Origin of the sequence: Streptomyces sp. BK022 (genome assembly GCF_004217355.1) — a bacterium.
Lineage (GTDB): Bacteria > Actinomycetota > Actinomycetes > Streptomycetales > Streptomycetaceae > Streptomyces > Streptomyces griseoluteus.
This window is the reverse complement of sequence record NZ_SHKU01000003.1, coordinates 288,056-300,229: the sequence shown is the minus strand read 5'-3', so window position 1 is coordinate 300,229 and position 12,174 is coordinate 288,056. Positions and strand designations below refer to the sequence as shown.

At 71.5% G+C, this 12,174-nt stretch carries 11 protein-coding genes, 1 tRNA gene and 1 pseudogene; 4 read left to right on the top strand and 9 right to left on the bottom strand.

The window, feature by feature from the left end; all coding sequences use genetic code 11:
• Positions 1 to 338 precede the first annotated feature (338 nt).
• The 6 genes from EV284_RS12875 to EV284_RS12850 all read right to left on the bottom strand — a co-directional run bounded on the left by EV284_RS12875 (position 339) and on the right by EV284_RS12850 (position 7,385).
• Positions 339 to 560, bottom strand: coding sequence for a hypothetical protein (locus EV284_RS12875; protein ID WP_130333465.1), 222 nt, complete (start codon positions 558 to 560; stop codon positions 339 to 341).
• Positions 561 to 862: 302 nt separating this feature from the next.
• Entirely contained in the window at positions 863 to 1,381 is a 519-nt protein-coding gene (locus EV284_RS12870; RefSeq protein WP_130333463.1) for a hypothetical protein, read from the bottom strand.
• 74 nt (positions 1,382 to 1,455) lie between these two features.
• Positions 1,456 to 2,823 carry a Cys-Gln thioester bond-forming surface protein gene (locus EV284_RS12865; protein WP_242625697.1) on the bottom strand — a complete coding sequence of 456 codons (1,368 nt, stop codon included), beginning with the start codon at positions 2,821 to 2,823 and terminating at the stop codon, positions 1,456 to 1,458.
• Positions 2,824 to 3,135: 312 nt separating this feature from the next.
• Positions 3,136 to 3,606, bottom strand: coding sequence for a single-stranded DNA-binding protein (locus tag EV284_RS12860; RefSeq protein ID WP_130333461.1), 471 nt, complete (start codon positions 3,604 to 3,606; stop codon positions 3,136 to 3,138).
• A gap of 368 nt (positions 3,607 to 3,974) precedes the next feature.
• A complete protein-coding gene (locus EV284_RS12855) occupies positions 3,975 to 5,744 on the bottom strand; it encodes a YfjP family GTPase (protein WP_130334674.1) in 1,770 nt (589 codons plus the stop codon).
• A 30-nt stretch (positions 5,745 to 5,774) separates the two neighbouring features.
• On the bottom strand, positions 5,775 to 7,385 hold the full coding sequence (locus EV284_RS12850) for a dynamin family protein (protein WP_130333459.1): 1,611 nt from the start codon (positions 7,383 to 7,385) through the stop codon (positions 5,775 to 5,777).
• 271 nt (positions 7,386 to 7,656) lie between these two features.
• On the opposite strand from EV284_RS12850, the gene EV284_RS12845 reads away from it, so the two are divergent.
• A tRNA-Arg gene (locus tag EV284_RS12845) sits at positions 7,657 to 7,729 on the top strand.
• Positions 7,730 to 8,170: 441 nt separating this feature from the next.
• Entirely contained in the window at positions 8,171 to 8,509 is a 339-nt protein-coding gene (locus tag EV284_RS12835; protein WP_130333455.1) for a hypothetical protein, read from the top strand.
• A 200-nt stretch (positions 8,510 to 8,709) separates the two neighbouring features.
• Here EV284_RS12835 and EV284_RS12830 read toward each other — a convergent pair whose 3' ends face one another.
• Positions 8,710 to 9,882 (bottom strand): hypothetical protein, encoded by a 1,173-nt coding sequence (locus tag EV284_RS12830; protein WP_130333453.1) that lies wholly within the window; start codon positions 9,880 to 9,882, stop codon positions 8,710 to 8,712.
• A 140-nt stretch (positions 9,883 to 10,022) separates the two neighbouring features.
• Between EV284_RS12830 and EV284_RS33230 the strand changes: the two are divergent.
• Positions 10,023 to 10,247 (top strand): annotated as a pseudogene (locus EV284_RS33230) (RNA polymerase subunit sigma-70); the annotation flags it as partial.
• A 38-nt stretch (positions 10,248 to 10,285) separates the two neighbouring features.
• Here EV284_RS33230 and EV284_RS12820 read toward each other — a convergent pair.
• The gene (locus EV284_RS12820) at positions 10,286 to 10,492 is read right to left on the bottom strand and encodes a DUF4287 domain-containing protein (RefSeq protein ID WP_130333450.1); all 207 of its coding nucleotides are present in this window, start codon (positions 10,490 to 10,492) and stop codon (positions 10,286 to 10,288) included.
• 56 nt (positions 10,493 to 10,548) lie between these two features.
• On the bottom strand, positions 10,549 to 11,169 hold the full coding sequence (locus tag EV284_RS12815) for a DUF998 domain-containing protein (RefSeq protein ID WP_242625696.1): 621 nt from the start codon (positions 11,167 to 11,169) through the stop codon (positions 10,549 to 10,551).
• A gap of 568 nt (positions 11,170 to 11,737) precedes the next feature.
• Here EV284_RS12815 and EV284_RS12810 point away from each other — a divergent pair.
• Positions 11,738 to 12,121, top strand: coding sequence for a DoxX family protein (locus tag EV284_RS12810; RefSeq protein WP_130333448.1), 384 nt, complete (start codon positions 11,738 to 11,740; stop codon positions 12,119 to 12,121).
• Positions 12,122 to 12,174: the final 53 nt, after the last annotated feature.

The following is a 12,174-nucleotide window of genomic DNA, read 5'->3' as shown; positions in this document are numbered from 1 at the left end:
GATTGCGCCCGGTTGCCTTCACCACACTCTTCACCGCAGCACCGGAGACCGGCCCGCGGCCGGCTGCGAAGCCACCGTCACTCGTGGAGCTAGGCCGCCTTGAGTCACGCCGCACGGATGCCGGAGGCGGGCTCCTGGGCATCCTCGAGCAGGAAGGTCTCGTCTTCCCCGAAGTCCGGGGCCTGGAAGGGGTTTGCCGTCGGAGGCGGCGATGCCGCGGTGGAACGGCGGGGTTGCCCCTCTGGGGCGGAGAACAGCGATGTCAGATCGATGAGAGGTCTCTCTTTCGTGACAGGTCCCTGAAGGGTCCTGGTGTGCCGTGACCGGGCACAGCGGTCCTACAGCTTGGTCATCTTGGCGTACGGGCTCAGGATCCGCATTTGCGCCGAGCCGAAATCCACGAGCGCCGCGATTCCGTCCTCGATGCCGATCACCCGGCCGAGGCCGTACACGTCGTGTGTGACCTGGTCGCCCACGGCGAAGTGCTCGGGAGCCGACGCGACCGGGGCCTTGAAGGGGCTGGTAGGCAGATGGCGCTTCGGTGTAGCAGGCTTGGTCATAGCCCAGTATGCGCCTACGGGTATCCCGTTCGCTGTGACCGTCGGCACAGGATCCGGACGGCAACAACCGTTTTGGGAGAGGTTGGGCGGTCTCGGGCGTGACCTGCCGGGTCGCTGCCTCGACCAGGCTCTGCCGAACTCGCCCCGCCTGAGACGGCCCCTCATCGGCGGGAAACCTGCTGGTGAGGGGCTTTTTCATGCCCTCTCGCAGCAAGTAACACCCCATCTTGACCGTACGGCTACCCCTGGGCGGAGACGCGTTCCCGCTTGGGACCGTGAGCCGGGGGTTCACCGCCGGTCGGTCACCAGACGTCGAGGGACCAGACGTCGCCCCTCCGGTGGCCGTCCGGGTCCGGGTCGCCCGACCCGTACGGGTGGGGGTCGCCGACGACGTGGATGCGGGCGGCCGACGCGGACACGCGGTAGCAGGCCAGGTCACTCGACGTGCTGTGGCTGTCGGGTTCGATCGTGTGGCCCAGGGCCAGGACGGCGGTCCGCAGTTCCTCGAAGGGGACTCCGGGCGAGAATTCCCCGTACTCCCGCGAGAGCGGGGGCGGCACCGTGCCGGGGGACCGGTCGTACAGCAGTCGTTCGATCTTCACGCCGAAGCCGAAGCACGACATCTGCCCTTGCCGCCCCGGCTGGTCCGGCGAGAAGTTGATTTCCACCAGCCCGTAGTCCCGCCGCAGCAGGCCACCACCGGGAACATCGAGGCAGGTCGCCCCCAGGGCGGCTTCCCAGGCATCCGGACCGGCCCCGAGGCCCACTCCGAGCACCTCACCGCACACGGCGACGTGAGCGTAGAAGTCCAGAGCGGACACCCGTCAACTCCCTCAACTGTCCGGACCCGGTACCACTTGCTCCGCGCAGAAGAAGCGGACCAGCGAAGGGGGACCTACTCCCCCGCCTTGTTCTCCCGCCCCCGGAGGATCACCAGCACAGCCCCGCCGATGACGACCAGCCCGATCGCCGCGCCCGTGATCACCGGGGTCAGGGCGGAGCCGCCCGTCGCCGCCAGGTCCGTGCCCCCGGGGGCCTCGCCGGGCAGGGTGACCGGGGTCGGTTCGCTCAGGGTCTGGGCCGAGGCGGCCGTGGCCGGGCCCTGGGTGGCGCAGTCGAGGATGCCGGTGAAGCGCTGGGCGAAGCCGCCCGGGCCGGTGACGGTGAAGTCGTAGGACTGGTCCTCCTTCAGGGGGACCGTGATCGTTTCGACCTTGCCGGGGGCGACCGTGTGGGAGGTGCCCATGAGGTCGAAGGTGAACGGCTCGTCGCCCTTGTCGGCGACCGTGACGTCCACCCCGCCCTTGGCGCAGTTCTTGCGGGCCGAGACCGCCGGTACGGCGCCCTCGGCCGCCCAGGAGGCGTCCACCGTGGCCGAGACGGTGGACTCGCTGGAGCCGGCGAGGATCTGCGTCTGGCTGCGCGACTCGGAGGCGAAGGCGCGGCCCACCGGGACGGTGGTGGAGGCCTGTACGGCCACCTGCACCGCGGCGTCCGGCGCGCCCTCGGGTATGTCGAAGTACAGCTGGCTGCCGTCGTGCGCCGAGGTGATCACCTTGCCGGTGCGGTCGATGATCCGCATCCCCTGGGCCGCCGCGTCCGCCGGAGGCGAGACGATCACGCCAGCGGCGTCGGTGTGCACGGTCACCGGCCCGAGCAGATCACCGGGGCGGCCGGAGACCGAGGGCGGGTCCAGCGTGAGCGAGGCCCGGGGCTCGGCCGCGGGGCGGGCGCTCTCCTCCAGGTAGTCCGCGAGCTTCTCCGCCTGCGGGTCCACCGCGTCGACCTTCGCCGCGTCCGAGTAGCGCCAGATGGCCACCTGGGTCCCGGCCGCCGCGTCCTGCTCGGTCAGCCCGGTGGCGCCGGCCTTCCGGGCGAGCGCGTCCAGGTCGTTCACCTGGGGGTAGGAGTTCTGGAGTATCCAGCGGATGCGCCCGGCGTTCGCGTTGGCGCCCAGCGAGGTGCCGATCCAGGGGGTCTCCTGGTACTTGGCGTCGCGCTGCGTGGGGTTGTGCAGGTCGACGCAGTACGTCTGGAGGGTGCCGCCGCCGTCCACGGACATGTCGAACAGGCCGGCCGGTACCCGCAGGTCGGTGCCGCCGTCCTCGTGGATCACGGCCTCGCCGTACGTCTTGAGGCCGTTGATCGTGGCCGTCGCCCCGTTCTGCGTCTGCGGTCTGCCGTCGGCCAGGGCCGTACCGGCGCCGGACAGCACACCCGCCGCCGCCAGCCCGCAGGCCAGAGTCAGGGCACCGGCCTTCACGGGCGCGGTGGACCGGGTGAACCCAGAGAACGCAGAAAGCACAGAATTCCCCTTCGAGCAGGACCCGTTGAACTTGGGGGGCGGTCCCGCCAGCAGAAATCACCAACCCCTGAAGGGTGTTCGCCTGGGCATCCTATGGATCAACGAAGCCCGCACCCGGCGGTCGGATGGTCGTACGACTGATCCGAGCTGTAATCGTTATCGGAGGGGGCGTCACGAGCTGGGCTTATCGACAAATCCACCGCGTTGGACGGGGTGTTCGCGGCAGATTCGCCGATAAGCCATGTCCTCTCGGTCAGGCAGTGGATGACGTCATGTCACCAACACCCGACTCGCGTCCGGTTGGGCTTCCGGTTCTGCGGGAGGCGGTGTCTCCCACTGCGGCTCCGGACGTGTCTCCGGCCGGCCCGGCGTCTCCGGTTTGGCCGAGCGCCGGAACGCCGCCGTCCCCCGCGTCAGATCGTGGCCGATCGTCACCGCGTCGATGTCGGCCGACGCCCACGCCTGCTGCTGCCCCTCCCGCGTCTCGGTGCGCACCTTCAGCCGGCCCTGCACCACGAGCGGCTGCCCCACCTCCACCGACGCGGCCACGTTGACCGCGAGCTGGCGGTTGGCCCACACCGTGAAGAAGTTGGTGTGGCCGTCGGTCCAGACGTTCTTCTCCCGGTCCCAGTACCGCGCGGTCGCGGCGAGCCGGAACCGGGCCGACGGGCCGTTCGGCAGCTCCCGGTACACCGGCCGCGTCGCCACGTTGCCCACCACGCACACCACGGTCTCGTTCATCCTGGTCCCCTCCCTCGCCCGGCGCTCACCGCCGGACAGCCGGTGCCGCGACGGGCCTGTCCCGTACGGCTGCTGATGCCGTGCGGCGCGCACCGGTCTCACTCGTGGCGCGCCGCACGACCGCCGATCGCGAAGCCCGCCCGTCCCCCCACCCCGCGATCCGGGGTCGGGCAGGCGGTGCGATCGCCGTGGCACCAGACTGCGCCCACCCGGCCCCACCCCGCCGAGCGCTGTGGACAGCCCCCCCGCTTGTGGACAACTCCGTCACCCGGTCAGGTGGCCACGCTCTCCACAGGGACCGCCACGGCCAACGCCGCCCAGGCGGCCCAGACGGCCCAGACGGCCACCTCGGTCCGCCGGAGCACCCCCTACCGCCCGACCCCCACCCCCGCGATCCGCCCGTACTGCTCCCGTACCTCCCGGTACCGCAGCAACTCCGCCGCCACCGGGTCCAGCACCCGAGCCCGTCCACAGCTCGCCGCCGCCTCCCGCAGCCGGCGCTCCGCCTCCTGCCCGTACCGCCGCGCGGGCCCGCGCGCCGCCAGCCGGCACCCCCACTCCACCAGCGGCCCGCCCACGATCCCGCACAGCATCAGCAGCACCGGCACGCCCAGATTCGGCGGGAGCACCCCCGCGATCTGCCCGACCAGCCAAGCCCCGCCCACGATCTGCAGCAGTGTCATCGCGGCCTGCACCAGCACCGCCACCGGCCACCAGCCGGGCCGGGGCGGCCGTCCCGGCGGCAGCCCGGCCTGGCCCGCCAGCTCGTCCAGCGACTCCGACAGCCCCTGCGACCCGCGTACCGCCGCCTCGCGCACCGCCTGCGCCCAGGGTGTGGGCAGCTCGGCCGCGGCCTGGTCGGACACCGTGCGGACCGCCTGCTCCACCCGCTGGCGCGCGGTCGCCTCGGCGTCCGCGTGCTGGCGCACCGGGAGGCTGCCGGTCTGGGGGCCGCCGCGGTCCTGGTACCAGCGCCACAGGCGCAGCCAGGGCGTGCCGCACGCGCGGTTGGCGCTGCGCAGCCAGGCGCGTTCGGCGGCCTCGCCGGCGGCGGTGGCACCGACCGCGTCCGCGAGCCGCCCGGAGAACTCCGCCCGCGCCTCCTCGCTGAGCCCGACGCCCTGCCCGGCGGCGTACACCGGCCGCAGACCGGCGGCTGCCGCGTCCACGTCGGCCGAGACCCGGCGGGCCGCCGCGTCCCGCTGGGCCACGATCTTGCCGAGCGTCTCGCGCAGGTCGGCCACGCCGTCCCCCGTGAGGGCGGAGAGGGCGAGGACCGAGGCGCCGGGCTCGTCGTACTCGCCGAGCGCGATGCCGTCCTCGTCCAGCAGCCTGCGCAGGTCGTCGAGGATCTGCTCGGTCGCCTCGGCGGGCAGCCGGTCGGTCTGGTTGAGGACGACGATCATCACCTCGGCGTGGCCCGCCATCGGCCGCAGATAGCGCTCGTGCAGTGCGGCGTCGGCGTACTTCTCCGGGTCGACCACCCAGATGACCGCGTCCACCAGTTTGAGGACCCGGTCGACGTGCTCGCGGTGCTGTACGGCGGCGGAGTCGTGATCGGGCAGGTCGATCAGGACCAGCCCGCGCAACTGCGCCTCGGCCTCGGCGCTCTGCAGGGGGCGGCGGCGCAGCCGGCCGGGGATGCCGAGGCGGTCGATGAGGGTCGCGGCCCCGTCGCTCCAGCTGCACGCGATGGGCGCGGCGGTCGTCGGACGGCGCACGCCGGTCTCGGAGATGGGCACCCCGGCGAGCGTGTTGAACAGCTGCGACTTGCCGCTGCCGGTCGCGCCCGCGATGGCGACGACGGTGTGCTGCCCGGACAGCTTGCGCCGCGTGGTGGCCTCGTCCAGCACGCGCGCGGCCTCGGCGAGGGTCTGGTTGTCGAGTCGGGCGCGGGACAGGCCGACGAGTTCGCGCAGCGCGTCGAGGCGGGAGCGCAGGGGGCCGTCGTAGGCCAGCGGCGCCGGGGGGCCGCTCGTCGCCCCGCGCGCCGGGGGCTCCTGGGGTGCGGTGCCCTCGGTGACGCGGCGGGCGATGAGGCCGTCGTCCCAGGAGACCTCGTCATCGGGAGGCTGATCGCCCTCCACGCGCGCGTGCGGCTCCTCGTCGGCGGGGGCCGTGGCGTCGACGTGATCCATCTGGTCCTTCTGGGCGGCGGCGGTCACCGGTCACCTCTCCTTCTGCAGTACGGACAGCGCGGCGATGAGTTCGGCCTGCGACTCGGCGTGGACGTCCAGGGCGTCGATGGGGGCGAGGCGGCGCTCGCGCTCCCCGTGCAGGACCCGGTCGACGTGCTCGGTGAGCAGGCGCCCGGCGCGGTCGCGCAGCCGCAGCGCGCCGTGCGCCCCGAGGCGCTCGGCCAGCCCCTCGCCCGCCGTACGCGCCCGGCGCCCGCCGAGGACGACGGCGGCGGCGAGCGCGGCGACCGTCTCGGCGTCGGGGGCGTTGCCGCGCTCCAGCTCGCGGACCTCGTCCTCGGCGTACTCCTCCAGCTCGCGCCGCCAGCGCCGGACGGCGAGGCCGATGCGGTGCTCGGCGCCCTCCGGGGCGGAGTCGCGCTCGGCGAGTTCGGGAGCGCCGGCGGCGGGTTCGCGGCGCCAGGACTCGTCCACGCGCTCGTCGGCGGCGGTGACGGCGCACAGCAGCAGCGCGCCGAGGCTCTCGGTGAGGGCGTCCAGGAGTTCTCCGGCGGTGCAGTCCAGCGGGAAGGCGCGCCAGCGTTTGAGGGCGTCACCGGCGAGGACGGTGCCGGACTGGAGCCTGGCCCGCACGCGCGCGTGCTCGCTGTCGTAGGCGCCGTCCACGGCGGAGGTGAGGCGGAGGGCGGCCGCGTACTGGGCGGCTGCGGCGCTCGCCAGCTCCGGCATGCGGGAGGCCAGCGAGTCGAGCAGACCGTACGCGGTACGGGTGAGGGCGCTGCGGCGGGCGCCGGGGTCCTGGGCGTGGTGGTGCAGCCAGGTGCGCAGCGAGGCGACGGCGGAGGCGGGCAGCAGGCCGCCGCCCCAGGCCGACTCGGGCAGCTCGGGCACGGTGAACCGGGGCACCTCGCCGAGCCCGGCCTTGGTGAGCAGGGCGCCGTACTGGCGGGAGACCTCGGCGACGACCTGGTGCGGGACGCGGTCCAGGACGGTGATCAGGGTGGCGCGGTACTCCTTGGCGGTGCGCAGCAGGTGCCAGGGGACGGCGTCGGCGTACCGCGCGGCCGTCGTGACCATGATCCAGATGTCGGCGGCGCAGATGAGCTGTGCGGCCAGCACGCGGTTGTCCGCGATCAGCGAGTCGACGTCCGGCGCGTCGAGCAGGGCGAGTCCGCGCGGGAGGGTTTCGGCGGTCTCGACGCGGAGCACGCGCGCGTGGTCGTCGACGGGCGTGTCGCTGTCCTTGGCCGGCTTCTCCTGGTGGGGCACCCAGCGGCGGGTGAGGTCGGGGAGTACGCGCATGCCGCTGAACCAGTGCTGGTCCTCCGGATGGCAGACGAGCACGGGGGTACGGGTGGTCGGCCGGAGCACGCCCGCCTCCGTGACCCGCCGTCCCACCAGCGAGTTCACCAGGGTCGACTTCCCGGTACCGGTCGATCCGCCGACGACGGCCAGCAGGGGCGCCTCGGGCGAGCGCAGCCGGGGTACGAGGTAGTCGTCCAGTTGGGCGAGCAGTTCGTCCCGGTTGGCGCGCACGCGCGGGGCTCCCGCCAGGGGGAGCGGATAGCGTGCGGCGGCGACACGGTCGCGCAGAGCAGCGAGTGCGTCGAGTAGCTGAGGGCGTACGTCCAAGGTCACCACATGCGAAGAATGCCCAATTTTAGGGGAATTCTGAAGCATATGGACATGCCTGCGCGCCGAAGGGACAGACCGGACGGAAGGGACGACTGGGACGCGGGCCCCCTCCCGGCATAACGAGTGCACAACACCCGGCGCGTCTGGGCGCGAAAGCGATGCATGATTCGTACCCGCCTGCGATTATCTTGACCGCTTCACCGAACCTCCACATCGAGCCACGGAGGCGCGGCGACGGGGTCAAGGAACGGGGAGCTTTATCCTTGACCCGCACCAGGCCCCCGTAGCTCAGTGGATAGAGCAGGCGCCTTCTAAGCGCTTGGCCGCAGGTTCGAGTCCTGCCGGGGGCGCGTCTTCCAGCCCTTCCTCCGGGAAGGGCTTTTTGCTGGTCAGGCGCGGTTTCAGCGGGCATGACGAAGCCCCGTCCTCCTCCCTCACGATCATGGGAAGACTCCGGGGCCGTCCGGCTGTCACCGGGTTGTGGCGGGTGGCCGTGTCGAATACGTGTCGAAGTTTTCGGGGGCTCCGTCAGCCGACATCCGGGCGCTCGGGCAGATCAAAGCCGGAGCCGAGGCAGGCGACCGCCGAGGAAGCATCACTCCTGGGCATCCAGAAGGCCGCGCTCGTCACGCACATCCGGCGGACGTACTACAGCGACCAAGGGCAGCCCGTGGAAACGGCGGACATCGTCGTGCCGCCCGCGCACTGCGAGATCGTCTACGAGATCCCGATCAATCGCTGAGCGGATATCCCCAGGTGCGACCCGCGTTGCGGCCTGCATGATGACTGGTGTGGGAATCGATGTGGAAGTGCACTCCGCCCGGCCGGCTCGCAACTGGAAGAAGGCCCGCACGACGTTCCTGCGGGGGTGCTACGACCCCTCGGAAACATTGGCCGATGCGCTGGGCTCGCTTCACTATCTCGGCGTGCCCGGACGGCTTACCGCCGTCGACATCTACGGGGACACGGTAATGAAGCAGCAGGAGGCCGTGGTCGCCCTCACCGAGGTGCCCGGCCTTAAGGATCGGTGCGCGGACGAGCGGCAGCGCTCGGCGCTGGACGGTCTCGCAGCAATGCTGCGGGAGTGTGCGGACACGCCGGGCAGCTATCTCTGGTTCGCCGGCGACTGAGCAGCACGCCCGTGCCCGAGCGCTGTCGAATGTGTGTCGAAGGCCACGCTTCACGGGGCGGAGTGCGCAGATAGGTGCAGCTCAGATGGGGTACAGCGGCCGAGCCGCCGACGCCTTCCAAGCGCTTGGCCGGAGGTTCGAGCCCTGCCGTAAGGGGCCGTACCAGGCCGCCTCCGCTCAGGGGTCCGTCCGGGCTCCCGTCAGTCCGCGCGTCGACGGGCGCGGAGGAGGACGGCGGCGAGGATTCCGGTCAGCGCCAGTGTTCCGGCGCCCGCGGCGACGATCCAGGCCGTTCGGTCCGGTCCGCCGACGGCCTCTACGGTGATGCGTGCGGTGCTGTTCGCGTGGTCGGCGTCGTCCTGCAGCACCTCCGGCGGGGCGTCGAGACTGATCGAGCCACCGGTGAGCTCGGACGGGTCGTCGATCCGCAGCCTGAAGGGGAAGGCCTCGTGGTACCCGTCCCGGAGCATCGGCGCGTCATAGCTGTTGGTGTACAGGTTGTACTCACATTGGTAGTACGGCCTCTTCGTCACCCTGTTCCCGCACTGCTTCGGACTCCTCAGCACGGTCACGCCCCGGGGGAACTGCACGCGGACCCGGGCGAACGGAACGCTGTTCTCTGGGTCGCGCTGGGCCTGGACGTCGGCACCGTGGAAGTCCATGGCCAGGTCCGCCGTGTCCGCCTCGCCCCTCCTCCCGTTGAGCGCGGCGCCCGTCACCTCGATGTCCCACGAGCTGTCGACGTTCACGTCCAACCCCCCGGACGACATATCGACAGCGGCTTTCACCCGGGCGGCAGGAGGCACGTCTCCGGCCCGCTTCGCGAGGGTCAGCTTCCCGCCCCGGCCCCAGTGCCGGTTCCGCCACACGACACCCGACGCCGCCCACTGCTCTCTCACTCCCGCATCCGCCACGGACACCGTTTCGTCGTTCGCCCAACGGTCCACCTTCAGGGGGATGGGCGCGAGGTCGACGGACTCGCCCGGCTCGATCCGCGCGTCGATCCAGCACACCGCCTTACGGAACGACCGGTTCACCGGGGAAGTCGGCACGTCCTCGCCGTACTCGCAGTTGCTGTACTCCGTCGCGAACGAGAGCCGCTCGGACACCGAGATGGAGAACGCCCTCTTCCGCATCACCCGTTCGCCCTTGTGCTCGAACCCGGCACGCACCTCGAACGTCGTCCCTTCGCGCGGGAGGTCCCCGCCGTCCCGTTCCAAACGGTCGATCGTCAGCCACTCGTCGTGTCCTCTGCCCTCCTCCCGGAGCACGTGGCCGCTGCCCGCGGACAGCGCCCGCACGTCCGCCGAAGGCGGGCCGGACGTCACGGGCACGCCCGAGACCAGCACCCCGCCCAGCACGGCGCCCGTCACCGCGAACACCCGGCCGAACCAGACCCACCTGATCATGTTTCCCTCTCCGGCCCGTCCGAGCGGTCCGACTGTCACCCGGAAGGGGCGTGTCGGACAACCGCAAGCATCGTCCGTGGGCGTCGGTTGAGGAACTCCAGAGCATCCAGGCGTGGCTCACCGGCCCCGCGATCGGCTGCCGCGGCTCGCGTCTGGTGCCTACCGCAGCGAACGGCTCCCCCGCCTTCGGCCAGTACCGCCCCCACCCGGATGGCACCGGCTACGTGCCGTGGGCCCTCCAGGTCGTGGAGTTCTCCGGCGACCGGATCAGTGCCGTTACGGCCTTCCGGGACACCGAGCGCCTCTTTCCACTCTTCGGCCTGCCGGGCCTCCTGGGCGAGGAAGCCCGATGCGGCCTCGTGGCTGACTACTTGCCGGCGTCCTCGGTGAGGGTGTGGGCGACGAGGGCGTTGGCGTGGCCGTGGCCCAAGCCGTGCTCGGACTTGAGCCAGTTGACGAGCTCCATGTGCTTGGTGAGCGGAGAGGTGCGGATGAGCGCCTTCCACTCGGTGATCGGGAGGCCGTACTTCTTCTCGATGGAGGGGAAGTAGCTGGCAGGGCCCTTCGTGGCCATGGAGTGTCCTCGTTTCTGTGGGGAGGAGCTTGATGGTGTCGGTAAACGTCTTGCGGTCAGGCGTCGACCGGAGCGGTGGCCAGACGGGCCGTCACCGCGGTCAGCCACAGCAGGCCCAGGCCCGCGCCGGCGGTGAAGGCCAGGACGGAGGCGGCGGAGGCCACGAATCCGGCCAGGACCGCGACCGGAACGAGGCGCGAGGTCACGGCCCACCTGCGGTGGCCTCGGGCGGCGAGCGAGCCGGCCAGGACGACGAAGGCGGCGCACAGAGCGAGGTAGCCGACCATTCCGGCGACCATGTGGACGACACCGTGCTCGCTGACAACGGTCCCGTCGGTGGCTCCGACAGGGAACCCCGCGCCGGCGTCGGCCGGGAAGGCCGCCGCGGCCCAGAAGGAGACGCCGAAGACACTGACCAGAAGCGGCGCCCAGGTGCCGCCTGTACCCCCGCCCAGCACCTGGCGCAGGCCGACCGCACCCATGACCAACATGGCGCCGGTGAGCAGAAAGTTCACCGTCTGGAGCCAGCCCGCCTGCCCGAGCGCGAGCTGGCTGAGCGCGTTTCGGCTGAAGTCGAAGCCGTCACGGGCGAGCCCCTGCACGGCACCGACCGCGAGGAACACGGGACCTGCCGCCATGCCACCCGCCAGCCTCCGGCGTACCGCCGCGCCGTCCACGGACGATGCGGGGGCGACGTGCTTGGACGCGCTGAACGTATGAGTCACGAGTAAGCCTTCCTCGCGTGATGTTGTCGCTCATTCGACCGGCGGGAACCGGCAAAGTCATCGCTCCGAACAATGTGCGGTGGATCACGAGCCCCTGCCGCTCTCACGGAACACGTCTCGCTCGCCACCTTGTGGGCCACCCGGACCGCTCAGACGGCCAGCTACCACGCTCACGGGGCCAACTTCAGTGCTCAGTCGGAGAAGATCACCGAGGACCAGGCCGAACTACTGGCGTTACTGCTGCACGAGGGCAGGCTCAAGGAAGTTCCACTCCCCTGTACCGTCAGGCAGGCCAACGACATGGTTCCGCTGGGTTCGATACTCACCCGCACCGACCGTGAAGGGTGCGCCACGGTCTGACCACCGACCCGGCGAGATCGCCTGCCGAAGGCGCCGAGGCGGTGGGCTCGGCCGGCGGGCGGCGCCAGGTCGGCCACGCTGAGCCGGTGCATGTCACAAAGCGGCGCGCCGCCCCGTCTCCCTTCCGGAAGGAACACCGACCGGTAAGGAAGTGGCACACATGGACCTCGCTCTCTGGATCAGCGCCTGGGCGCTGGCCGTCGTGGCTCTCGTCGGGGGTGTCAGCAAGACCTTCGTGCCGAAGGAGAAGCTGGCCGCCGTGCACGGGGGAGGGTGGACCGAGGGGGTCGGCGCGCGGAGTGTCAAGGCGCTCGGGGTGCTCGAACTGCTCGCCGCCGTCGGACTCGTACTGCCCGCACTCCTCGATCGTGTGCCCGTCCTCGTTCCCGTGACCGCCGCCTGCTGGGTGCTGTTGATGATCGGGGCGATGGCCACCCACGGCCGGCGCCGCGAGTTCGGGTTCGTGGCGCTGAATCTGGCCTACCTCGCGCTCGCGGCCTTCATCGCCTGGGGGCGGTTCGGGCCGGAGTCTTTCACCGGCTGACCGGACGCCTCCCACACCGGACACATCCCCCCGAATCCCCCCACCCGAGATTC